Source organism: Rheinheimera aquimaris, assembly GCF_020531985.1.
Classification (GTDB): domain Bacteria; phylum Pseudomonadota; class Gammaproteobacteria; order Enterobacterales; family Alteromonadaceae; genus Alishewanella; species Alishewanella aquimaris.
Window position 1 is genome coordinate 620,461 of record NZ_JAJAVQ010000003.1, and the last position, 23,741, is coordinate 644,201.

The 23,741-nt window shown below is 47.4% G+C and carries 26 protein-coding genes; 5 read left to right on the top strand and 21 right to left on the bottom strand.

Features of this window, described 5'->3' with window-relative positions:
- Window positions 1–75 precede the first annotated feature (75 nt).
- Window positions 76–969 carry a TIGR03899 family protein gene (locus LHL18_RS12065; protein WP_226767269.1) on the top strand — a complete coding sequence of 298 codons (894 nt, stop codon included), beginning with the start codon at window positions 76–78 and terminating at the stop codon, window positions 967–969.
- Here the strand turns inward: LHL18_RS12065 and LHL18_RS12070 are convergent.
- From LHL18_RS12070 to dusA, 7 genes are all read right to left on the bottom strand, one after another.
- Window positions 940–3,102 carry a response regulator gene (locus LHL18_RS12070; RefSeq protein ID WP_226767270.1) on the bottom strand — a complete coding sequence of 721 codons (2,163 nt, stop codon included), beginning with the start codon at window positions 3,100–3,102 and terminating at the stop codon, window positions 940–942. The two genes, LHL18_RS12065 and LHL18_RS12070, sit on opposite strands and share 30 nt — an antisense overlap.
- Before the next feature lie 119 nt (window positions 3,103–3,221).
- Window positions 3,222–3,983, bottom strand: a complete 762-nt coding sequence (locus LHL18_RS12075; protein ID WP_226767271.1) for a TIGR04219 family outer membrane beta-barrel protein — start codon at window positions 3,981–3,983, stop codon at window positions 3,222–3,224.
- A gap of 5 nt (window positions 3,984–3,988) precedes the next feature.
- Window positions 3,989–4,966 carry a DUF2333 family protein gene (locus LHL18_RS12080; protein WP_134051973.1) on the bottom strand — a complete coding sequence of 326 codons (978 nt, stop codon included), beginning with the start codon at window positions 4,964–4,966 and terminating at the stop codon, window positions 3,989–3,991.
- Between the two features lie 9 nt (window positions 4,967–4,975).
- On the bottom strand, window positions 4,976–5,404 hold the full coding sequence (locus tag LHL18_RS12085) for a copper chaperone PCu(A)C (protein ID WP_226767272.1): 429 nt from the start codon (window positions 5,402–5,404) through the stop codon (window positions 4,976–4,978).
- An 80-nt stretch (window positions 5,405–5,484) separates the two neighbouring features.
- Window positions 5,485–5,682 (bottom strand): PspC domain-containing protein, encoded by a 198-nt coding sequence (locus LHL18_RS12090; RefSeq protein ID WP_134051977.1) that lies wholly within the window; start codon window positions 5,680–5,682, stop codon window positions 5,485–5,487.
- Window positions 5,683–5,942: 260 nt separating this feature from the next.
- On the bottom strand, window positions 5,943–6,209 hold the full coding sequence (locus tag LHL18_RS12095) for a hypothetical protein (RefSeq protein ID WP_226767273.1): 267 nt from the start codon (window positions 6,207–6,209) through the stop codon (window positions 5,943–5,945).
- 178 nt (window positions 6,210–6,387) lie between these two features.
- Window positions 6,388–7,401, bottom strand: coding sequence for a tRNA dihydrouridine(20/20a) synthase DusA (dusA, locus tag LHL18_RS12100; RefSeq protein ID WP_226767274.1), 1,014 nt, complete (start codon window positions 7,399–7,401; stop codon window positions 6,388–6,390).
- 173 nt (window positions 7,402–7,574) lie between these two features.
- On the opposite strand from dusA, the gene LHL18_RS12105 reads away from it, so the two are divergent.
- Complete coding sequence (locus tag LHL18_RS12105) at window positions 7,575–8,777, top strand: EAL and HDOD domain-containing protein (protein ID WP_226767275.1); 1,203 nt, start codon at window positions 7,575–7,577, stop codon at window positions 8,775–8,777.
- A 22-nt stretch (window positions 8,778–8,799) separates the two neighbouring features.
- Here the strand turns inward: LHL18_RS12105 and speD are convergent, their stop codons facing one another.
- The 10 genes from speD to rpe form a co-directional block, all read right to left on the bottom strand.
- Entirely contained in the window at window positions 8,800–9,606 is an 807-nt protein-coding gene (gene speD, locus LHL18_RS12110) for an adenosylmethionine decarboxylase (protein WP_134051985.1), read from the bottom strand.
- A 51-nt stretch (window positions 9,607–9,657) separates the two neighbouring features.
- A complete protein-coding gene (locus tag LHL18_RS12115) occupies window positions 9,658–10,089 on the bottom strand; it encodes an OsmC family protein (RefSeq protein WP_134053545.1) in 432 nt (143 codons plus the stop codon).
- An 83-nt stretch (window positions 10,090–10,172) separates the two neighbouring features.
- Entirely contained in the window at window positions 10,173–10,520 is a 348-nt protein-coding gene (locus LHL18_RS12120) for a DUF3802 family protein (RefSeq protein ID WP_134051987.1), read from the bottom strand.
- Between the two features lie 118 nt (window positions 10,521–10,638).
- Window positions 10,639–12,108, bottom strand: coding sequence for a succinylglutamate-semialdehyde dehydrogenase (gene astD, locus LHL18_RS12125; protein ID WP_226767276.1), 1,470 nt, complete (start codon window positions 12,106–12,108; stop codon window positions 10,639–10,641).
- Window positions 12,109–12,139: 31 nt separating this feature from the next.
- The gene (gene astA / locus LHL18_RS12130) at window positions 12,140–13,156 is read right to left on the bottom strand and encodes an arginine N-succinyltransferase (RefSeq protein ID WP_134051991.1); all 1,017 of its coding nucleotides are present in this window, start codon (window positions 13,154–13,156) and stop codon (window positions 12,140–12,142) included.
- Window positions 13,157–13,249: 93 nt separating this feature from the next.
- Entirely contained in the window at window positions 13,250–14,467 is a 1,218-nt protein-coding gene (locus tag LHL18_RS12135; protein ID WP_226767277.1) for an aspartate aminotransferase family protein, read from the bottom strand.
- Window positions 14,468–14,772: 305 nt separating this feature from the next.
- Window positions 14,773–15,867: an HDOD domain-containing protein gene (locus LHL18_RS12140; RefSeq protein WP_226767278.1), complete on the bottom strand. Its 1,095-nt coding sequence runs from the start codon at window positions 15,865–15,867 to the stop codon at window positions 14,773–14,775.
- A 118-nt stretch (window positions 15,868–15,985) separates the two neighbouring features.
- Window positions 15,986–16,567: an anthranilate synthase component II gene (locus tag LHL18_RS12145; protein WP_134051995.1), complete on the bottom strand. Its 582-nt coding sequence runs from the start codon at window positions 16,565–16,567 to the stop codon at window positions 15,986–15,988.
- A gap of 9 nt (window positions 16,568–16,576) precedes the next feature.
- On the bottom strand, window positions 16,577–17,581 hold the full coding sequence (gene trpS / locus LHL18_RS12150) for a tryptophan--tRNA ligase (RefSeq protein WP_226767279.1): 1,005 nt from the start codon (window positions 17,579–17,581) through the stop codon (window positions 16,577–16,579).
- A 104-nt stretch (window positions 17,582–17,685) separates the two neighbouring features.
- Window positions 17,686–18,360 (bottom strand): ribulose-phosphate 3-epimerase, encoded by a 675-nt coding sequence (rpe, locus tag LHL18_RS12155; protein WP_226767280.1) that lies wholly within the window; start codon window positions 18,358–18,360, stop codon window positions 17,686–17,688.
- 233 nt (window positions 18,361–18,593) lie between these two features.
- Between rpe and LHL18_RS12160 the strand changes: the two genes are divergently transcribed.
- From LHL18_RS12160 to LHL18_RS12170, 3 genes are all read left to right on the top strand, one after another.
- Window positions 18,594–19,274: a TorF family putative porin gene (locus LHL18_RS12160; RefSeq protein WP_134052001.1), complete on the top strand. Its 681-nt coding sequence runs from the start codon at window positions 18,594–18,596 to the stop codon at window positions 19,272–19,274.
- A 116-nt stretch (window positions 19,275–19,390) separates the two neighbouring features.
- The gene (locus LHL18_RS12165; protein WP_226767281.1) at window positions 19,391–19,642 is read left to right on the top strand and encodes a hypothetical protein; all 252 of its coding nucleotides are present in this window, start codon (window positions 19,391–19,393) and stop codon (window positions 19,640–19,642) included.
- Window positions 19,643–19,695: 53 nt separating this feature from the next.
- The gene (locus LHL18_RS12170; protein WP_230819260.1) at window positions 19,696–19,836 is read left to right on the top strand and encodes a DUF2970 domain-containing protein; all 141 of its coding nucleotides are present in this window, start codon (window positions 19,696–19,698) and stop codon (window positions 19,834–19,836) included.
- Here the strand turns inward: LHL18_RS12170 and LHL18_RS12175 are convergent.
- From LHL18_RS12175 to aroK, 4 genes are read right to left on the bottom strand one after another with little or no spacing between them, the layout of a single operon-like run.
- Window positions 19,781–20,653 (bottom strand): Dam family site-specific DNA-(adenine-N6)-methyltransferase, encoded by an 873-nt coding sequence (locus LHL18_RS12175; RefSeq protein ID WP_134052007.1) that lies wholly within the window; start codon window positions 20,651–20,653, stop codon window positions 19,781–19,783. The two genes, LHL18_RS12170 and LHL18_RS12175, sit on opposite strands and share 56 nt — an antisense overlap.
- A 9-nt stretch (window positions 20,654–20,662) precedes the next feature.
- Window positions 20,663–22,012 (bottom strand): SPOR domain-containing protein, encoded by a 1,350-nt coding sequence (locus LHL18_RS12180; protein WP_226767282.1) that lies wholly within the window; start codon window positions 22,010–22,012, stop codon window positions 20,663–20,665.
- On the bottom strand, window positions 21,999–23,069 hold the full coding sequence (gene aroB / locus LHL18_RS12185) for a 3-dehydroquinate synthase (RefSeq protein ID WP_226767283.1): 1,071 nt from the start codon (window positions 23,067–23,069) through the stop codon (window positions 21,999–22,001). Before aroB ends, LHL18_RS12180 begins: the two co-directional genes overlap by 14 nt.
- Window positions 23,070–23,093: 24 nt before the next feature.
- Window positions 23,094–23,612, bottom strand: coding sequence for a shikimate kinase AroK (gene aroK, locus LHL18_RS12190; protein ID WP_134052014.1), 519 nt, complete (start codon window positions 23,610–23,612; stop codon window positions 23,094–23,096).
- Window positions 23,613–23,741: the final 129 nt, after the last annotated feature.

A 23,741-nucleotide genomic window follows, 5' to 3' on the forward strand; every position in this document is an offset into this window, starting at 1 on the left:
GGTTATCGGCCGACTTGCCGCAAATTTTATCAGATGCCAAGATAACGGCATTCATTACAACTGGCAATGCACTCCATGACCAAGATTCACTCATTAAGTGGCCAGCAGCGATTACTGCAACTTGCCAGAAATCAGTTTGGCTCCGGTGTTATGCCTGCTGACAATGCTACCGCTAGCAATACTAATCAGCAGCAGGGTCACTTCGCAGACAAACATCAGCAGTTGGCCGCCCGCTCAGGTGCTGCATCAGGTCAAGCCGGATTAACGCTGGCACAGCGGGCAGAGCGGCGTTTACAGATGCAGCGTGAGCGTCAGCAACACAACCTTGAGCGGGTCATGACGCTGGCACTGGAGTACTGCCCGGAGCACGTTTCTGCGCAGGATATTGATCCAGACTGGTTTCAACAGTTTTGTGAACTGATTCTGGATATTTCCAATCACAGTATGCAACAACTGTGGGCAAAAATTTTGGCCGGGGAAATCGCCACACCCGGAAAATTTTCTCTTAAAACGTTACACACACTAAAACGTATGAGCTATAAAGAAGCCATGGCACTGCAGCAGGCGGCAAATTTGAGCTGCCGCCCGCGCCAGGATCCGACAGCAAGGATCTACTTCGGCTACATACACCGGCCCTCACTGTGGCGGGTCCTGACAGGTCGTAACCGGGCAGTATTGAATTTAAGCCAGTTTGGGCTAAGTTACACTCAAATACTCAGCCTGGTAGATATTGGCTTGTTACACAGCTCGGAAATAGAAAGCGGAGAATTGCCGGCTGGTCACCAAATAAACTGGCAATATCAACAACTAAGCGTAAACGGAAGTATAACCAGCAAAAATGTTGTGCTGCAGTATTACAAATACACTGCCAGTGGTGCTGAGTTACTGCCACTGCTCAGCACCCAGCCAAACCAACAATATCTGGACGCACTAAAACTGTTACTGGCTGACGTGATCAACTTTGCCTGAAGAGCACCAGCGCAAAATAATATCCAGTTTAGCAGCTTCAAGCGGCTTAAAAATGACGTCATTCATTCCGGCACTGAGGAAATCGCTGACTTCTTCATCAAGTGCATGCGCAGTAAACGCCAGAATAGGTGTAAGCTGATACTCCGTTAACTGACGTAATCTGCTGGCCACTTCAGTACCTGCAATGTCTGGTAGCTGAATATCCAGTAAAACCACATCAAAAGTCTGCTGCTGGCACAACTTCAGCGCTTCAATACCACAGGTCGCTGTATGCAATTTTACCGGCTGATCCTTTAGCAACACCTGGATAAAGGCCAGGTTAGTTGCGTTGTCATCGACCACCAGTAGCTGCGGCAGTTCAGTCTGCGTTGGTGTTTCGGACAAAATATCGTTCAGGCAAAAAGGCATTTCATATACGGTATATTGAAGTGCCTCCTGCCACACGGCCTGCTGACTTTTTGCTGCATAACACAGCACCCGGCATCGCGCTCTTAAGTGCTGTAGTTCGGTGCACCAGCGGGCTAAATCTGCCGGTTCGGGTAACATCACTATCGCAACATCGTAGGCGAACTGCTTACTTTTTCTTGCCAGCTCGCTTAGTTCTGAGCACTTCACCAGATAATCGGTCAGTGTGCTTAGCACCTGGCTGCGCTCAGTCAGGCTATTTGACTGACTGTCGAATAACAGCAAATGAGGCATCTTCCTGGGCGCCACAATCGGCGAACACTCAGCCACAGGTAACGTAAGCATTACAGTGCAGCCAAGCCCATCGAGCGACTGCACAGTTAAGCCAGCCTGCAGCCGGCGTTTTAATACCAACAGAATGCCAATATCGCTCTCATGCCATTGCAATGTTCTGGTGTCGTCGCTGTTTAGTAGCTGCCTTACGCGTGGTGGAATACCATCACCATTACCCGTGACACTGATTTGAAGATTGGTCTCAGAAGGTCGCACATTCAACACCAGTCGCAAGGAGAGCTCTGAGACAGCATCCGCCCGCCCGCCAACTTGCATTATCGCCTGCAGTAGTAATGACAGTTGCTGCGCAGGCAAACAAACCTCATGACAGATGTTATCGCCGCCCTCAAACACCTGTAATTCAATATCTTTGCCTTTACAGTACTGGCGTATCTGTGGAACCTGTTCTGCAAACCACTGGGTTAAATTAAGCGAAGCAGGCTCCTCTTCAGCGCCACCAAGCTCGAGCTGCAGCAAATCTATCTGAGCCGCCAAAGCAGACAAAAACTCGCCCTCTTCAAGCTCTGTCTGCTGTTGTTGCATCTGATGTAAATTAGTCAGGCGGCTTTGTACCAGTTGGGCAAACTGCGCGTGGCGTAACTCAGATTTATTGTACTGTTGCTGTAATTCTGACAACTGCTGCAACTGCTGCGCTGCCTTCTGCTGCATTTGCTTTAGCTCTGTTCCGAGCTGGGTGGCATTTTCTGTCAAATAGTGTGTAAGTTCATTCAATGCCGCTTTAAGCGGCTGCAGCTCTGGTACCAGCTCTTCGGTAACACTGACATTTAACTGACCATGACGTAGCTGATTCAGCTTATGTGTCAGCAAGCTAACATCTGTATGTTGCCGCTGTGCAACATGCTGTAGGTTATTATGCAATATCATCAGCACAACAATGCCAATCAGCCCCACTATTGCTATCGGCAAAAGCCACTCACTGATAGCATTGACGGGCGTAAACAGTAGCGCCATGTAATATTGCTGTTCCGCAGCAACTTGCATGTTGCTATCAGCAGTTAACGGCTGATATACCAGTATGCCGTTAGCCTGCACTTGTGCAGTATAACTGGTTACCGCTTTCTCTGGCGCGCCTTCAGCTAACAGCTCCGGAACACCAGCAACAACCAACAAGCGATGTTGTTGGGAATAAACCGCAATAGCAGCTAAAGGCACTACGCTGGTTAAGCGTATATTGTTCAGCTGAGCTTTTAACACATCGGTATCTTTATCTTTTAATAAAGGACGAACGCTAAATTGCAACATAGTTGCGGTCTGTTCAATCTGAATACGTTGCTGCGCTTTTGACTCCAGGTGGAACCAAATAGCACTGAACGCCATCATCACTAAAACTGCTATCAGCCATGGCAACGTTAACTGCCTGAAATAGTTTGTCAAAAGCGGGCCCAGACTGATTTAAAGGTAGGGTAACTATAAAGCTATTCTATCCGGCTAACAAGGATACAACAGAGGAATAACATTAACAGCGATGCCGGTAACGGCATCGCAAGACAACATTAAAAATGGACTTCGACGCCGGCAAAAAGGCCTTTGAAACTAAGGTCGGTATACAGGTTATCAATATCATCCAGCTGCAAGTCTACCTGCCGATACCCCAGCTTCAGCGTCATATCAATTGCCAGGTTGTCCAGCAGTGCATATGCAATACCCGCCTGCGCATCATATAACTGACTACCGTCATAAGAAACAAAGCTGCCCTGAGCAAAGACATCTAAGCCAGTAAGTGGCAGCCCGACCCGCACAGCGCCATATACCATAGGCACCCACTGAGAAAAGTCCTGCTGAACAGCAGTACCATCGGCGATACTGGCCTCTGACAACGCTATACTGCCGTCCAGATATTTGCCATTGATGCCAAGATCCACGCTAAATAATTCGTTATCCAGAACTTCGTAATACAGAATATAGTCAGTGCTGGTAATATCAGTCTGATTTTCAACCTGAGTGCCATTTGTGAAATCATCACCACCGAAACTAAAGTCGTTAGCCAGCAAAGTGCTACCCGATGACTCCAGCTTATTACGCTGTATGCGAATATTCGGGATTAGTGGTAACGGATGCTCCAACGCCACGTAATATGACGTCTGTGTTTTATCGTCAAAATTGAATGCTTGCAGCTGATCAGTATTAGCAAAACTTCCGTCGACGGAGGTGCGCCAGCCATCAGCACCTAAATAGAGACCAAGCAAAGTATCAGCTTGCACGGTACTGCTTAATAGCACGCCGCTTAGCGATAACAACAATGCTGTTTTTTTCATGCGTTTTACCCTTGAGTTAATAATTCTGACAGATCTATCAAAGCGGCATTTGCACGCGAAATATAATTTGCCATTACCAGACTATGATTTGCCATTAAACCAAATCCACTGCCATTGAGCACCATAGGGCTCCACACAGCCTGCTGAGTGGCTTCCAGTTCACGGATTATTTGCCGCAAACTAATCATCGCATTTTTTCGCTTTAACACATCGGCGAAGTCGGTCTCTACTGCTTTGAGAAAATGCAGCAGTGCCCAACTGGCGCCTCTTGCCTCGTAAAACTCATCATCAAGCTTCCACCAGCTGGTTTTTATAACTTTGCTGCCAGGCGAATCAGTGGATTGTCGGGCCGAAGCATCACCAGCCAGGTCAGTGTTTACCCTGTCCTGTCCAACACTGGCACTTAACCGCTGTGAATAACTGCCCAGCCTTTTCTCTACTGCCTTAAGCCAGTCTCTCAGGTTATCCGCTCTGGCATAAAACTGGCTGTCTGGTTTTGCCGGATCCATAAGTTCAGCACGGTACAGATATAACTGCGCTATTGCTTTACGGTATTCAGATTCAGCACTGGGGATCGCCCAGCTACGATGATCAATATTAAACATCGGCTGTGCAACTTTCAGATACGTGTTTTCGGTAGATTGTGACTGCGAGCGGCTAAAGTCTTTGCGAAGTGCCAGCGCTAAATCGCGTGACATTTCCAGCACTCCCAACTCCCACGCAGGCATGTTATCCAGCATTACAAAAGGAGGCATAATGTCATTGGCTAAATAACCGCCGCTTTTGTCCAGCAAGGTTTCACTTACGCGGATCAGTGCTGTCGTTGTACTGTACCCGACGATAGCGGCATCTCCGAGCTGCTGCCGGCTCTGCTTTATCTCGGCAACCAGCAGATCGGGCTCACGGCTCACCCACCAGCCTGTCAGATACATGACAAATAACACCAAGCCCAATAATGAGCTAACCCACTTTGTATTTAACATCTTTGCCCCTTAGCGTTTTGGCATCACCACGACAGGCAGTGATGCTGCCAATTGTTGTCCATCAGCAAAGTGTAATATCAGCTCTACAGATTGACCAACCTGTAGCGTGTCCGGCGCTTCAAACAACATCAGATGCAGACCACCCGGTGCAAGCTCAACACTTCCTCCGGCTGGGATCACTATATGTTCAATTTGCTCCATCCGCATCATGCCGTCTTTGTGGCTGTGCTGGTGCAACTCAATGCGCCCAAAAACATCACTACTTACCGCCGTCAATACCATTTGCTGCTCAGAACTATTGTTCAGCGTGAAATACCCCGCACTGACAGCGCGACCGGGCATTGGCAAACGGATTTGCCCATTGTCTATGGTTACTACAGCTGGAGCTGAAAATAGCGGCGCGCTTAGCAGCAGTAAGGCAGTAAAAAACCATTTCATTCTGTTTCTCCTTTAAAGTCACAGCGTTATCTTACACCAGTTTCATCTGGTTCACAGCCTGTAACTTTACAGGTGTCAGCTTAACGATCTGGCAGAACTGCAGCCGCAACCAAGTAGGCGACTATCACCGCCAACGGAAACATCAGTAGCAAAATCACTGCCAGTAAACGAACCAGCCAACGTGGCTGCTGATAGTAACCGGCAAGACCTGCACATACCCCAGAGATTTTGCGGTATGCCCGTGCACAGTACCAACGATCGGTGTCATAAGTGGCCATAAATCTAATCTCCTGCTCTGTTGTCATGTTTACAAACGTATTGCTTTACTATCAGTATCAGCATACTAAATACTGAAAATGCCAAAATTTCGCTACCTACCCAGCTCATAAAAACCTTTCCCCGTTTTATGTCTGAAACCTTACTTCTGCCACATCGCCAGCCGTGGGCCAAGACATTGCCATATCAACATCACAGGCACCATACTCAGCACCGGGCTAAGATAAGCCAGTAACAACCAGGCTGAAGAAACAAACATTATTTACTCCGCCTCGCGAACGAGCTGTGAGGTTGGACGAAATGCTATTAACGCTGCAACATCCTGCTGCGCAGTCTGTTTTGCAATCAGGTCAATCACCGTTTTTTGCAGTGCTTCTCTGGCATGCAGTTGATTGAGTTCAGGTAAAGCAGCCAACTGGGTTTGCGCTTCTGAGCGCAGTTGTGCGGCTAATTCATCTGCTTTAACAGTGGCAGTATGTAAACCGGCAATCAGGCCAGCAGTTACAACAAATGCAGTAAGTGTTTTCATGATCATATCCTTGAAGTTAGTTAGTCTGTACTACAACGTCGCTAAACCTATTACAAGTGCTATGCCATTTAGAAAGAAAAATGTATGTTACTGATAAATATAATTAAAAGTTAAAAAGGGCAAGCACAGTTAAATATGCTTGCCCTTGCAGAAACTAAAAAATAGTGAAGTTAACTAATCAGGTGGTCAATTTATCAACCGGCTGAATTTTTGCCATGGCCTGCAAAAGTAACTCGGGTTTAGCATTAGGTAAGTGAGCTTGCTCACTGAGCAGACGCCGCCATTGCCGGGCACCTGGCATGCCTTGAAATAGGCCTAGCATATGACGTACGATATGCCATAACCGCGCACCTTGCGTCATCTGCCGTTCAATATACGGCAGTATATCGATCACCACCTGCTGTGCTGTACGCGGGCTTTCTGTTTGAGCATAAATTAACTTATCAACTTCACTTAATAACATAGGGTTGCTGTATGCCTCACGCCCAACCATCACGCCATCTAGATAACTTAATTGCTCTTTTGCCTGCTGCAGGGTTTTAACACCACCGTTTAAGCTGATATCCAGGTGTGGAAATTCACGTTTGAGCTGATGTACCCGCTGATAGTTAAGCGGCGGCACTTCCCGGTTTTCTTTTGGGCTCAACCCTTTTAACCAGGCTTTGCGGGCATGCACAATCAACTGTGTACAACCGGCATCGGCTACGGCCTGCACGAAGTCCTGTAAAAACTGATAATCATCAGAGTCGTCAATACCAATACGGGTTTTCACCGTAACAGGAATACTGACCACATCTTGCATTGCTTTAATGCAATCGGCCACCAGCGCTGGCTGAGCCATCAGGCAGGCACCAAACATACCGTTCTGTACCCTGTCTGACGGGCAGCCGACATTGATATTAACCGCATCGTAACCGCGCAGCTCTGCCAACTTTGCACATTGCGCCATTTGCAAAGGATCAGAGCCCCCCAACTGCAGCACCACAGGATGCTCTTCCTGATTAAAGTCAAGATAATCGCCACTGCCGTGCAAAATCGCGCCGGTTGTAACCATCTCGGTATAGAGCACTGCATGCTGAGTCAGCAAACGATGGAAATAACGGCAGTGCTTGTCAGTCCAATCCAGCATGGGCGCAATCGAAAATTTGTGGTCCAGCACAGTATTATTCAAATCAATTATTACCTTTAACATCTAACGGCATCTGGGCATAGCCACTGCCGTTCATGATATACAACGTCGACTTACCAAGTCGGCATTATATCAGCTTATTCAGTATGATCAGGCGCATTGCATATTGTTTTAATGTTATATAAGAAAACTCTGCTTTAATTAACGCCATACACGACAGAATATGTGAGGCCTGAATGCGGGACTTTTACGTTGCAAGACAACCCATTTTCAATGCTGATAACACTTTGTTTGCCTATGAACTGCTGTTTCGTGATAGCCAGGAGAATATCTTTCCGGAGGTATGCCCTAATGAAGCGACAAGCCGGTTAATTGATGGCAGTTTCATCGGCGGTTTAGTGGATGACCTGACAGCCGGCAAAAAGTGCTTTATCAATTTTACTTTCGACAGTCTGGTCAAAAAACACCCAAGCTTACTACCAACAGAGACTCTGGTGATTGAAGTACTGGAAACACTTCGCCCCGGCAAGAAACTTCTGGCTGAGTGCATTGAGCTGCATAAGCAAGGTTATCAGATTGCACTGGACGACTATATCCCACACCCGGACTGGATAAATTTTTTTCCGTACATCGCCATTATTAAGGTAGATATTCAGCAAATCAGTGACGTACATATCGCCGAGCTGATAAAAGCCATACAGCCTTATCCAAAGATTAAACTGCTTGCTGAGCGGGTTGAAACCCATGAACAGTTTCAACACTATAAAGCACTGGGTTTTAGTTATTTTCAGGGCTACTTTTTTGCCAGACCTGAAGTTCTGAAAAGCCGAACGCTGTCGGCTCCTCAGTTGGTTGTGTTGCAATTAATGCAAGTGCTGATGGTCCCCGAGCCAGACTTTGATAAAGTCACCAAAATTCTTGAGCAAGAAGTTCAGTTGGCATTCCGGCTACTGCAGTATGCAAATTCTGCAAAGTTTAAACGGGGAAAACCAATCGACTCAATAAAGAGGGCAGTTGTTTTACTAGGAAAAAAAGAACTCTATAAGTGTATGTCGCTGCTATTTGTCACACAGATGAACGACAGTAAACCACTGGAACTGGCTAAGCTATCGCTGGTACGCGGCAGATTCTGTGAGTTGCTGTGTATGAATGCTTACCCGAAACTGAGCGATGCTGCATTTCTGACAGGCATACTGTCACTATTAGATGCCATTTTCGATATGCCCATGGCAAAGATCACCGCCAAGCTGCCGCTATCTGATGAAATACTACAAGCCCTGAACGACAATTGCGGGCTATTGGCTAATTTTCTTACGATGGTTAATAACTATGAAAAAGGCAACTGGCAGGACTGTATTCCACTAACAACGACTCAGGAAATTTCGATCGCCCAGTGCTATAACTCGGCGGTGCAGTGGGCAGAAGAGCAGCTGCCTTAAAACAGCTGCCCATAAACACAATTTACTTCATATCAGGCAGATTGCGACCGTAAAAAATCTCACGCATTTCGCGGAACACTTTTTTACTGATCGTTTTCTGCTCTTCAGCCGTCATCGAATCCGTGCCCATACCGAAAAGATAGTTATTCAGGTCAGCTTCTTTAAGCATCATCTTGGTATGGAACAGGTTTTCCTGATAAACGTTAACGTCGATCATCTGGAAAGCGCGCTTGGTATCGTCATCCATAAAGTTCTGTATCGACGTAATAGGATGATCGATATAGTGCTTGGTACCACTGATATCGCGGGTGAACCCTCTTACCCGATAATCAATAGTAACAATGTCAGACTCAAAACTGTGGATCAAAAAGTTCAGCGCTTTCAGCGGCGATATAATACCGCAGGTTGATACCTCAATATCGGCCCGGAAAGTACAGATGCCATCATGTGGGTGCACTTCGGGATAGGTATGTACACAGATATGACTTTTATCCAGATGCGCGACTACAGCGTCCGGACGGGGGCCAGGATTCTCAGAGTTATCCGGATCAACCAATACCGGCTCTTCACTAACCAGTATTGTTACGCTCGCACCCTGTGGATCATAATCTTGCCGTGCCACATTCAAAATATTAGCGCCGATAATATCGGTCACCTCAGTCAGAATGTCTGTCAGGCGATCAGCGTTATATTGTTCATCAATGTACTCAATGTACTCTTGCCGGTGCTGCTCAGTTTTAGCATAGCAAATGTCATAAAGACTGAAACTCAGGCTTTTCGTCAGGTTATTGAACCCGTGTAGTTTCAATTTTTCAAAAGGTTTAACCACTTAACATTGTCTCCGCAAAAAACCGCTTGCCGGTTGTAAACTAAATAACAACTATTGCTGTGCTGATGGCTTCAGCGCAGATTCCTTCACACTAAAGGAATGCGTCACCGCAACACTGCCAGATAACATAATAGATACAGAACAGTACTTCTCCGCTGACAGCTGCACTGCACGTTCAACCTGCTTCTCACTTAAACTAAAGCCAGTTACCTCAAAATGCAGGTGCAACTTGGTAAACACTTTGGGTATGGTCTCAGCACGTTCCGCACTCAATTGCACTTCGCAATCAACTACCTGCTGCCGGGCTTTTTGTAAAATACTAACCACATCCACTGAGGAACAAGCACCGGCCGCCATTAACACCATTTCCATTGGGCTGGGCGCAACACTGTTATCTTTATTACCGTCAAAAACGACGGCGTGCCCGCTACCGGAATGACCGATAAAGGTATTATTGTCGTGCCACTTGACTTTCGCTTCCATCATAGCCCCCGGCCAGAAAAATAAGGCCGATATTCTACGTAAAAGCGACGCAGGTATCTAGCAAATTTGCTGATGTGTTGTGATTAATCGAGTAAATCGGCGATGGCGTTATCAAACAGGTTTTTGATTAATAGCGAAATTTCGTTGATGAGTTCGGCTTGTTGGGCTGTAGCTTTTTTTTCCAGCACGCCCGACAATACCTCCTGAAAGTCATACATGATGCCATCAACTTCGCGAATAATCATACTGCGGTGATTCATTTCCAGCTCGGTGTGCTGCGTACAAAGATTAATGATCTGTTCGGCGATAGACTCTTCCAGTATCACGCCTATCGTCTTATCCGTTTCCCCACTGCCGCTTTGCTCAAACAACGATAAATGCTCTGTCAGAAACTGGATCAAATGCTCATATCCGGGTTTGTCTGTGACCATAAGTTGTTTTACACCTGGCTGCTGGTGGGAACACCAATAAGTTTTAGTTATTTAAGCAAAAAGCAGCTCAGAAAACAAATCGGGGCGAACGCCCCGATAAGATTTATTTTGTGTCTGCTTAGAAACTTAGCCCTGGCGACAATTGCTCCGGCATCACCACCTGCTCCAGCTCGACTGAAGCAACCGGATAAGCACAATAATCGGCAGCATAATATGCACTTGCTCTGTGGTTACCACTGGCACCTATACCACCAAAAGGCGCAGCTGAACTGGCTCCGGTAATAGGCCGGTTCCAGTTAACAATACCAGCGCGAATACGGCGGAAGAAATGCTGATACAACTCGGCACTATCACTGAGCAGACCGGCAGACAATCCAAACTTAGTACTGTTAGCATTGTCGATAGCCTGATCAAAGTCGCTAAAACGGAACACTTTCAACAGCGGGCCAAAGTGTTCATCATCCGGGAAATCCTTTACTGCTGTGCATTCAATAATACCCGGTGTTACCAACGCAGTTTCCTGATTGGGTTGTTGCATTTCCAGCAGCACTTCACCGCCAAGTGAAACCAGTTGCTGCTGCACTGCTAACATGGCTTTGGCTGCGGCGACAGAAATCATAGAGCCCATGAACGGCTGTTCCTGGGCATCATACACTCCCACTTTAATGTTGCGGCTCACTTCCAGTAGCCGCGCCAGAATAGCATCACCCTGCTCACCAACAGGCAAATAAAGTTTGCGGGCACAAGTGCAGCGCTGACCAGCAGAGATAAACGCGGATTGCACGATATCATGCACAGCTGCATCGATGTTACTGACATCTTGCACCAGCAGCGGGTTGTTGCCGCCCATTTCCAGCGCCAGAATTTTATCTGGCCGGCCAGCGAACTGTTGGTGCAGATAATGCCCGGTGCGCGAACTGCCGGTAAAGAAAATACCGTCAATGCCGTCATGACCTGCGATGGCCTTGCCGGTGTCAACTTCACCTTGTAACAAACTTAACACACCGGCAGGAATGCCAGCCTGTTGCCACAGTTTCACTGTATCTTCCGCCACTTTCGGTGTCAGCTCTGAAGGCTTAAACAACACAGCGTTACCAGCCAGTAGCGCTGGCACTATGTGGCCATTTGGCAGGTGACCAGGGAAATTATAAGGCCCAAAAACGGCCACTACGCCGTGTGGTTTGTGGCGGATAAAAGCCCGGCCCTGTGGCATCGGATTCTCTTTGTTGCCTGTTCTTTCCTGATAAGCCCGTACAGAGATATCTATTTTGCCAACCATAGCCGCCACTTCTGTGCGGGCTTCCCACAGCGCTTTACCGGTTTCCTGTGCGATTGACAATGCCATGGCTTCTTTATTATCACTTAATAAAGCGGCAAATTTTTTAACCACTTCCACACGCTGCTCAAAGCTCAAGCCAGCCCAGTGGTACTGCGCCTGCCGAGCACTCTCAACGGCTTGTTCAACCTGCTGCACGGTTGCAGCATTACCTTGCCAAATCTGTACATTTTTTGCCGGGTCAAGAGAGTTAAATTGTGCGCCATCTCCGTGCACCCATTGACCATTAATAAACTGTTCTGCGTGTTTCATTATATACCTCTGTTAAACCCTGGCTGGCCGCTCAAATACGGCTCACCCTCACCCAGTCACCCGCATTAACATCCAGCGCAGCAGCAACTGCAGCAGGTAAAGTGACATGCTCGCTATGTTCGTTAACATCCAGCTCCAGCCAGGTTGCCCGGAAACCTTCAAGTTGCGTGTTACTAATCATATAAGGCTGGCCTTGCTTCACTTCACCGATAAGCACTTGTAAACGCTTGCTGTTCCGCACTGAGCGAATATGCTCTACCCGCGCTTCAACCGTCGGGCCGGCATCAAAAATGTCAACATACCCCCGGCTGGAAAAGCCTTCAGCCTGCAACAGCGCCAACGCCGGCTTTGTTTTTTCGTGTACCTGGCCAATAACGGCCTGTGCCTGTTTGCTCAGCAAACTAACATAAATAGGGTACTTCGGCATCAGCTCCGCGATGAATACCTTCTGGCCTATGCCAGTCAGATAATCTGCTGTAGGGAAATCAACGCTGAAGAAGTGTTCCTGCAACCACTGCCAGAACGGCGAACTGCCATCGGTATTTGATACACCGCGCATTTCGGCAATGATCCGCTCAGAGAAACGGTAAGAAAACTCTGCCAAAAACAAAAAACGCATTTTTGACAGCAAGCGGCCATTGTTTTTTTCCCGCCGCTTTTCTCTGAGGAACAAGGTACATAATTCACTAACACCCGTGTAATCATTACACAGCGTCAGTATGTCTACTGTTTTATATACCCCGAGTGAACGTGAGCTGTGAACGACCTTGCCCAAATGATAATGATAAAACGCATCATCCAAGCCTACCGCAGCTTCCAGGGCACTGGTACCACAAATTTCGCCGGTTTCGGTGTCCTCCAGTACAAATAAGTACCCCTCATCACCGGGACCGCTGACGTTCTTACTGAATGACTGCTCCGAGCGGCTGATTTTGCGCATCAGCAGCTCGTCGTTGACCGGCAGTGAAGTAAAACCGTGGCCTGACTCCACTGCAATATCATACAGCGCAGGGTAATCATCCGCACGGATTGGGCGAATCACCATCATCGTCGCTTACTCCATTTTTGCTTTATAGTTTTCGGGGCTTTCGCCCCGTAGCTTCATTTTATGCAGTCTTAACGCTGCTTAATTTCTGTTAAATCACGCAGTGGCGACCTGTTTAACCGCCTGTTCAAAACGCTGCATGCCTTCAGCAATATCAGCGTCTGTAATAACCAGAGACGGAGCAAAGCGCACTACGTCCGGGCCAGCAACCAGTGCCATCAACCCCTGATCCGCTGATGCCAGGAAAAATTCGCGTGAACGGCCTTTAAACTTGTCGTTCAGCACAGCGCCAAGCAGCATGCCCTGGCCGCGAATTTCACTAAACACCTGGTATTTCTCGTTTATTGCCGCCAGATGCTGTCGGAACAACTTTTCACTTTGCAGCACCTTAGTCAGCACTTCCGGCTGATTAACGGTGTCAATTACCGCTTCAGCTACGGCACATGCCAGCGGGTTGCCCCCATAAGTGCTGCCATGGGTCCCTACCTTAAGGTGCTTAGCAATATCTGTAGTAGTCAACATGGCGCCAACAGGAAAACCACCGCCAAGCGATTTCGCTGTCGTCAGAATATCCGGCGTTACGCCATAATGCATATACGCATACAGCTTGCCGGTACGGCCAACGCCCGTCTGAACCTCATCCATTATCAGCAGCGCCTTGTATTGGTCACAAAGTGCACGCACACCTTCAATAAATTCTTTTGTCGCAGGGATAATGCCGCCTTCTCCCTGAATAGGTTCTAATACCACGGCACAGGTTTTGTCAGATATCAGCGCCTTGACACTATCCAGATTATTAAATTCTGCATGTAGCACAGCACCGGGTTTAGGGCCAAAACCGTCTGAATACGCGGCTTGCCCGCCGACTGTGACGGTGAAAAATGTACGACCATGGAAACTTTTACCAAACGAAATGATCTGGTCTTTTTCTGCACTATATTGTTCCAGCGCCCAACGCCGGGCCAGTTTAAATGCAGCTTCATTGGCCTCTGCACCCGAGTTGGCGAAATAGACCTTTTCAGCAAACGTTGCATCAACCAGCTTTTTTGCCAGGCGAAGCGCTGGCTCATTCGTCATGACGTTACTTAAATGCCACAGCTTGCCGGCCTGAGACGTTAATGCACCGACAAGAGCCGGATGGCAATGCCCAAGGCTGCTCACTGCAATGCCACCGGCAAAATCAACATATTCACGGCCTTGCTGATCCCAAACACGGGAGCCTTTACCTTTAACCGGGATAACCCCTGCAGGGGCGTAATTAGGAACCATTACCTCATCAAATAAAGCGCGATTTACCTGTAACTCACCGGTCATTTTTCACTCCTTTTCCCTGCCTGGGATATTGTTCTGAACTGAATCATCAGCTGTTTATTAAACCTAAGTGAACAGCATTATTGCAGATTAAATTGATGTTGTCTTGCGGATACAAAGTGCCCAAAGCCTGAAAAAACAAGGGCTACAGATAGATTTGCATGTGAACTGAATAAGTACGCAGCAACAATACACTCCAGCTTTTTGCCAAGCCTCTCTGAAGTGATACCTCACCCGACATTTAGCCGTAAAATGATGATTAACTGGTTAACACTGACAGTTGCATGTTTATGGCACAGATTTTTTTATTAAATTTCAACGCCCAGCCGTTTAAGATTAGTCTGTCTGAGTATCTGAATACTGTCGGAACTAAGCTGCACACTCGCAAACCAGGCTTTAGCTTCATCCTCACTGACTTGCTGGCGCTGTTTTAACTCACGGCATTGCACGTAAACCTGAGCCTGTTGCACCAAGCGCGCCAGCGGACTACTACCGGCAAAACCAGCCCCTTCTGCAAGCTGGTCCAGGGTCTGGCAAAGCGGCAACGTGTCGAGCTGCCAACGCGAAGTGATGTCAGCGCTCAGTACCGCAGCAAACTCATTGAAGCTTTCAGACAAAAAGCTGCCATCCGGTTCGAGACTGTCAAGGGCATCGGTCAGCTGCACATCCCGACTTTCACGGGCTTGCAATAACTGCTGCTGCCTGACCTGCTGGTAGGTGCGTAGGTAATTACGCGTAACAACCGCATGCCCCAGCGTGTGAAATAACCCAACGCAAAACGCGTTGTAAGGATGCTCCGGGCTGTCTTCTGCCAGCCGCTTAGCAGCAATCGCTACCGCCAGTGAATAGTCCCATAACCGGCTTTTCAGGCCAGTAAAAGGGTCAGTAGAGTGCGGCATCATCCGTTTCATGGCATACACCGGTAGAATAAGCTGCAAACTTTCAACACCTAGAAACCGCAACGCCGTTTTAATATCCTTCACCATTGCGCCTGACGATGTGCGGTTACGGTACTGAGGCTGATTAACCAAGCGCAGCAAATCTTCAACTAACCATGGCACCCGGCTAACCAAAGGGTCCAGTTTATTTACTGTAACAGTTCTACCGCTTAGTACATCCAACACCCGATAATATGCGTCTGTGGGGTCAAACAACGATGCCATCACATGTTCAATATTATGTAAACGGCGCACCAGCTCGTCTGATACTTCATCGTGTAAATGCGCTTGCGCAAATTCAGTAAACTGTGCTTTTGCCTGAGCACCCGCCATTCGCTGCTTTTGCGCCTGAGCTTCAATGTCCAATAAGGTGCGCTCAGATTGCGGCTGGCCGGCCCGGATCTGATACCCCAGCCGTTTTTTATCAGGGTTCACGCCAATTAACTGATCAAAAAAGCGTTGCACAAGGCTATCAGTGACTGGCATCGAAGAAGTTATCACGTTCAGTTGGTTCCATTAGTTTATTGCCATATACAGCGTCATACTGCGGTGCCTTGTACACGCAGTCAACAACAGCGTGATGTCAGTTGGCACAGTGCAGGAAATTTGCCAGCAATTGCTTACCCTGTTGGCTGAGAATAGCTTCCGGGTGAAATTGCACACCATGCAACGCCATAGCCCGGTGCTGCAGCCCCATCACTTCGTCAGGGTTATCGTCCACAACCGTCCAGGCCGTTAGCTCTAGCTCCGCAGGTATAGAGTGTCGCTCGGCAACCAAAGAGTGATAACGAGTTACATCCAGCGGGTTGGCAAGCCCCTGAAACACCGAAGTATTATTGTGCTGTATCAGGCTATTCTTACCGTGCATAACCTGTCTGGCAGGCACAACTTTTGCGCCAAACACTTGTGCAATAGCCTGATGCCCCAGACAAACACCTAAAATAGGTAATTTACCGGCAAACTGTTCAATCGCATCTAGAGATATACCGGCGTCATCCGGCGTTTTGGGGCCCGGAGAAATAACCAGATATTGCGGTGCCAACGCTTTGATCTGCGTAATGCTGATATCGTCATTGCGCCGCACCATAACCTGCTGACCTAATGCAGCAAAGTACTGCATCAGGTTATAGGTAAAAGAATCATAATTATCAATCAATAACAACATGATATCTGATCAAGGCAGAACAAAACCCACGGCTTCATTAACACGTGCTAAAGTGACTGCCGCCCGGCTACGGGCTTTATCGGCTCCAGCGCGCATAACATTGGTTAAGGTCGTCTGATCGGCACGCAATTCTGCGAAGGTTTTTTGCACCGGCTCCAGTAAAGCAATTACTGCATCGGCGACATCACCTTTTAAATGGCCGTACATCTTTCCTTCGTACTCCGCTTCCAATGCCGCAATAGTTTTACCGGTCACACCGCTTAAAATGCTAAGCAGATTGGCTACACCCGGTTTAGCGTCCAGGTCAAAACGCACTCTTGGTGGATCTTCAGAATCTGTCATCGCCTTTTTAAACTTTTTACTGATCATCTTCGGATCTTCCAACAAGCCGACGAAGTTCCACGGGTTTTCGTCCGACTTTGACATTTTCTTGGTCGGATCCTGCAGGCTCATCACTCGCGCGGCTACTGGCGGAATAAACGGCTCAGGCACGGTGAAAATATCACCATGTAAAGCGTTAAACCGCATAGCAACGTCCCTCGCCAGCTCCAAATGCTGTTTCTGATCATGCCCCACAGGGATCTGATTAGCCTGATACAGTAAAATATCTGCCGCCATTAACACCGGATAAGTGAACAAACCCGCATTAACATTATGCGTATGACGCTCGGACTTATCTTTAAATTGGGTCATCCGGCTGAGTTCACCAAACTGGGTGTAGCAGTTAAGCACCCAGGCCAATTGGCTGTGTTCCGGCACATGAGACTGCATAAATACCGCCGAGCGGTTAGGATCGATACCACAAGCTAAATACAGTGCCAGACTGTCCAGCGACGCGTTGCGTAGTGCTGCAGGTTCTTGCCGGACAGTTATAGCGTGCAGATCAACAATACAATATAAGCAATCATAGTCGTCCTGCATTTTGTCCCACTGCCGCAAAGCGCCCAGATAATTTCCTATCGTCAGTTGGCCAGACGGCTGTGCGCCACTTAGTACAATTGGCTTATTGCTCATAGTTGTATCCATTTAAGACTGTATTTATAACGTTAACCGGCAACTACCGGAAAGAAGTGCTGCATTATAACCGTATCAACTTTTTGCAACAGTAAAAAAGCGGCTCAGCGCGCTACTTTTGCCAGTTGTTGCCGCATCGTTTCGATTGCGTCTTTATAATCTTCTGCATTGAATATGGCCGAACCTGCAACGAACATATCGGCGCCTGCTGTCGCAATATCTGCGATATTATCTGCAGTCACTCCACCATCGACTTCCAGCTTTATCGACAGACCGCTGTCGTCAATCAGTTTGCGGGCAGCTGCAATTTTATTAAGGGTCTGTGGAATAAATTTCTGACCACCGAACCCTGGGTTTACTGACATCAACAGCACAACATCAATTTTATCTAACACATAATCCAGATAGCTTAGTGGCGTAGCCGGGTTAAACACCAGACCAGCCTGACAGCCCTGCTGCCTGATAAGCTGTAAAGTTCGATCAATGTGGCGGGAAGCTTCCGGATGGAAGGTGATAATACTGGCCCCTGCTGCAGCAAACTGAGGCACCAAAGCATCTACCGGCTCCACCATCAAGTGCACATCTATTGGCGCTGATATGCCATAGTTTCGCAGTGCCTGACATACCATAGGTCCCATGGTCAGGTTAGGCACATAGTGGTTGTCCATAACATCGAAGTGCACTACATCGCCACCAGCCTGTATAACTGCGGCAACCTCTTCTCCCAGCCGGGCAAAATCAGCAGACAGAATCGAAGGGGCAATTAAATACGGTTGCATAGCGTTTTTCCTAAAGTTAGCCAGCTGCAGACTGTACTGAATTTGCCATAAAAAAGCACGAAGACACTAACAACCCACCCTGCACAAAAAACGAGCAAAACCGCACCAACTCAGCCCAAGCTATTTACAACAAGTGTAGTCAATAATCATAAGTAAATGATTAATCTATAGTATTTCAGCTGGCATATATCTTGGAACAAGATCGGCAGGGAACAGAGAAAAAGGCAAATAAAATGAAAACATCAACAAAAATGAAAACGTTAGTAAGTAGTATGTTTTTACTTGGACTGTCAGTCAGCAGTTTTACTGCTAGTGCCATTGAACTGGGCGGCGACATAACGATTACCTCAGATTATGCATTCCGCGGTATTTCTCAGACAGAAGAAGCACCTGCGCTGCAAGGCGGTTTGTCATTGACTGATGAGTCAGGCTTTTATCTGTCGGTATGGGGTTCTAACGTAGATTTTCTCGCAGAAGGTACACTGGAGCTGGATGTTCTGCTGGGTTGGAGCGGTTCTATCAATGAAGATTGGTCAACCGATGTCGGTATTATGCGTTATGGCTACCCCAACACGGAAATCGATGGCTCAAACTTCTGGGAAGTGTATGGTTCTTTATCATACAAAGACCTCACTTTCGGCCTGGCATACAGCGACGATTACTATGCCAACAGCGGAGATTTTTTTTACATTTATGCAAACTACAGCTATGCATTGATGGATAATCTGAGCCTTGATCTGCATGTCGGTCAGAATGAATATGATGACAGCAGCGCCAGTTATCTGGACTGGAGTGTAGGCGTCAGCACTGAAGTTCTGGGTGCCGGTTTAAGCCTTGCCTATGTAGACACCGATATCGACGGTTCTTATCTGGCAGATAGCCGCGTTATCTTTTCTATTTCAAAAAGTTTCTGATCTAAAGAGCTTTTGTACCGGCCAGAACATTTTTATCTGTTTAATAAACAATCAGCTTGTATCAACAGGCTGATTGTTTTACTATTTGAGCGTTTTAAAAAACAAATGGATTTAACATGAAATTTACCAAGCTATTAAAAGCAGTATTTATTTCAGCTGGCATCACCGCCAGTACCATTTGTTTTGTCATACCCTCTGCATTGCACGGCGGTCAGTGTCATGCAGAAGCGGCATCAATACAGGAATGTATAAGTTCTGGCCAGCAAAGTTGGTACAGTTGGTTCCAGGGCAAAAGCCGCTCTACCCAGTTCCATTTTATTGACCTGCTTGAATTACTAAGCAGACTCTCTCCAACACAAAAAAGCTAATGGCTGAACATAAGCCTGGTCTGATACAAATCATTAAGGCAGTGTTAGGTGCTATGGTGGGTGTGCAGTCAGAGCAACAACGTCAGCGCGACTTTTCTGCCACTTCGCCATTACCATTTATAATAGCCGGTGTAATATTTACCCTGCTTTTTGTGGCGTTACTGCTAGCTGTTGTAACCTGGGCACTGGCATAGCCTGGTATACCGCGAACAGCTCAGCAACCTTACCTCTGCTTGACCCTTTCTGGCTGATAGACCGGCCAACCTGCACGCTATGTAGTACCGCTTGCTGATATATTTTTCGGGTCCAGGTTGTATCATGATTACTAACAACGACGGCCACACCGCGGTTTTGTGCCTGCTCTGCCAGATTTGCCAACTGAGCCTGATCATTCAAATCAAACCCCTGGCTGGCATAACTGGTAAAACTAGCTGTTTTGCTAAGTGGCACATAAGGCGGATCGCAATAAATTACATCGCCTGCTTTCGCTTGCAACATAACGTCCTGGTAGCTAACACAACTAAACTCAGCTTTTTGTGCTTTTTCAGCAAAAAATAATAACTCCGCTTCCGGGAAATATGGCTTTTTATAACTGCCAAACGGAACATTAAATTTTCCCGACAGATTGTAGCGACACAGACCGTTATAGCCATGCCGATTCAAATACAGGAACAATAAAGCCCGTTCATAATTGTCGGAACTCTGGTTAAACTGCTGACGCAACTGCAGATACGCGTCACGTTGATTAGTCTGTGCCGAAAATAAACTTCTGGCGTCAGCAATAAAACGACTGTGCTCTGTTTTCAACAACTGATACAGGCCAATCAGATCTGCATTGATGTCGTTCAAATGATAACGGGGGTAATCAGTGTTTAGAAACACTGAGCCAGCGCCAACAAAAGGCTCTATTAATACAGAACTATCCGGCAGGTGAGCAGATATTGCTTGTACCAGATTATATTTGCCGCCTGCCCACTTCAAAAAGGCACGACACTTCTGTCCAGTTGCCATCCTAAGCAATCAATCCTGTTGACCTGATTGCAAACTTAACTGCCTGGCGTTAATTTCACTTTGAATAGCTTTAACTGTTTTCGTAAAAGGACCTGATGCACGCAGTGCAGCAGGCAACTCCGACATTGCGGCCTTGGCATCTGACGCATTATCAAAAGGCGCTAATACCAGTACAAGTTGCATCTTACCTTGCCAGCTACGCTGGTAACTTAATGCTTCCACTGTAGGATATGCACGTTTAAAGCGCGCTAATGCTGCATCACTGGACAGCACCGCTAATTGAACCGCAACTTGCGATTTTTGTAACAACAGTAATTTACTTTCATCGTATCCAAATGTTGTGCTGTCAGACTCGGCAGTGTCCGTTACAGCTGGCGAAGAAACCGCTTCTTCTGAGGCTATTGCTGTGTCCGTAGTCTCGCTCTGTACTGTATTGACCACAGGCTCCGGCAACGCTGATGCTTCAGAGTCACCTCCATGCTCAGTTGCAGTTTCAGCAGAAACTTCGGCTTCAGCTTGCTCTGTGCTTGGGTTAACAGTGCTATTTATAGCAGTATCTTCAATATTCGCTTCTGAATCGGGGACTTCAACCGGTAATGCTGGAGCCGGCGCACGTTCTACCGGTATCCGTACCGGCGGCGCAGGTTGCTTCTGCGATGGCCAGAAAACAATTAGCAGTAACACCAGCAACACGGCAATTGACGATGCCAAAAGGGCCGGCTTTTTAAGCAGTGCATGCTTTTCTGCCGCAACAGCCGTTGTTTCATCGCGATGGTCTGGCTCAACAGGCTGCAACAGCTGATGCATATCGCCGTCTGCTCTTGCCAGACGCTCAGCTATTTCAATGCTGTTTAACCCATCATGGCGCAATAACTGCTCAGCATCATCTGCGGTAATACGATTCAATGTTAACGTCAGCCCGGCGGCATCTAAACTCTGGGCAGAGAAACACAACACCAGGCTAGGTAATGAGCTTAGCTGCTGAATAAGTTCCGGTGGGAAACGCTCTGCATCGTCGATGATCACAGCCAGTGGCAATTGATCTTCAGTAACAGCAACCTGCTCAGTAATAGGAATTGAAGCATCACCAGGCTGCCCAAACCACTGTTGCATTAGCTGCTGAGTTGCTGACGCTTTATTAACCGAGGTATCGAGTAACGCAATGTTGTACTGTCCAGACAGTAGCTCAGCGATAGCGAGTGCTAAGGTTGACTTTCCACTGCCGGAAGCCCCCAGTATATTGATCTGCTGATTATCATTAAACGCCAGCTGGAACAGTAACCTATCCAACCATTCACGCTGTGACGGTAATAAATGATCCAATTGCGCCAGACGAGCCTGTAAATCAGTTATGTCCATCGGCAAACACCCTTATTAATTCAGCTTCAGATACATCATCTACTACCGCCGTGCTACCGAAAGCGGTTGGTAGCACAAATCGCATACTGCCGTTACGCACCTTTTTGTCTGTTTTCATAAAAGGCATAAAATCATCAATGTTCATATTGGCTGGCGGGGCTATCGGTAAATCAAATGCGGTTAATAAAGCACAGATTCTCTGCAGCTGCTGCTCACTAATGGCGTCGCGGGATAATGCTAATTTTGCAGCCATCACCATACCTGCCGATACGGCTTCTCCGTGTAGCCATTCACCGTAGCCCAGCCATGCTTCGATAGCATGGCCGAAAGTATGTCCGAGATTAAGCAGCGCCCTATCCCCCTGCTCAGTCTCATCCCGACTGACGATGTCAGCTTTCATCTGACAGCAATGCTGTATCATCTGTGCCAGCGTCTCTGGTTTCAATCCGACTATGTCTTTCTGATGTTGTTCCAGCCAGTCAAAAAAGGCTGCGTCACTGATTAGGGCATACTTAATGACTTCTGCCATGCCTGCTGCAAACTCGCGGGCTGGCAGCGTAGATAACGCTGCAGTATTAATCAGCACCTGTGCCGGCTGCTTGAATGCACCAATCATGTTCTTGCCAAGCGGATGGTTTACAGCGGTTTTGCCACCTACTGAAGAATCAACCTGAGACAGTAATGTCGTTGGAATTTGCAGAAAAGCTACGCCTCTCTGGTAACACGCAGCTACAAAGCCGGTCAGATCACCGATTACACCGCCACCCAGTGCAACCAACAGCACGTCACGTGACATCCGCTGTTCAAGCAGAAAACCTAACACCTGTTCAAAAGAACTTAGCGTTTTGTAAGCTTCGCCATCGGGCAGCAGAAAGTGTTGTACAGAACCAGACTGAAACAACGCCTCAACTTTGGATAAATAAAGAGGGGCGACAGTTGGGTTAGAAATAATGACAACTTGCTGCTTCGCTGCCAACGCAGGATCAAGGCCGAGAAAGTTGTCATCTATAGAGATGGTGTAGCTGCGTTCGCCAAGTTGTACTTCAACTTTTTGCATCGGCAGCCCCCTGTCGAAATGAAATTAAAAACCCAGTTGATCAATAATCTGGCTGGCTACCGCACGTGCACTTTGCTCATCAGTGCGTACAGTAAAATCAGCTATCTCAGCATACAGTGGGTTGCGCTCTGCAGCCAATCTTTCCAGTACTTCTTTCGGTGCTTCTTCAGTCTGCAACAAAGGCCGTCTTTTATCGCGCTGTGTACGTGCTACCTGTTTCTCTATCGGTGTTTCCAGGTAAACCACTATACCTCGGGCAGACAGACGATTTCTGGTTTCCTTGCTCAATACAGAACCACCACCTGTTGCCAGAACTATGCCCTGCAACTCAGTCAGATCCTGGATGACATTTTCTTCACGTACGCGAAAGCCTTCTTCACCTTCCAAATCAAACACCCAAGCAATATCTGCACCAGTGCGGCGTTCAATTTCCTGATCTGAATCGTAGAATTCAAGGTGAAGCATGTCTGCTAAGTGCCGGCCTATTGTGCTTTTACCAGCGCCCATAGGGCCGACGAGGAAGATATTACGTTTTTCTGCCATAAGTTGTATTACTAATCAGCTAACTCAGTGAAAAGTTAAATTCAAGGACCAAAAGGCTCCCACGAAAATTTGAAGCGCTGAATTATGTCAGGAATAGCCTTTTGTTGGCAAGCTAATTCTGAACCAGTG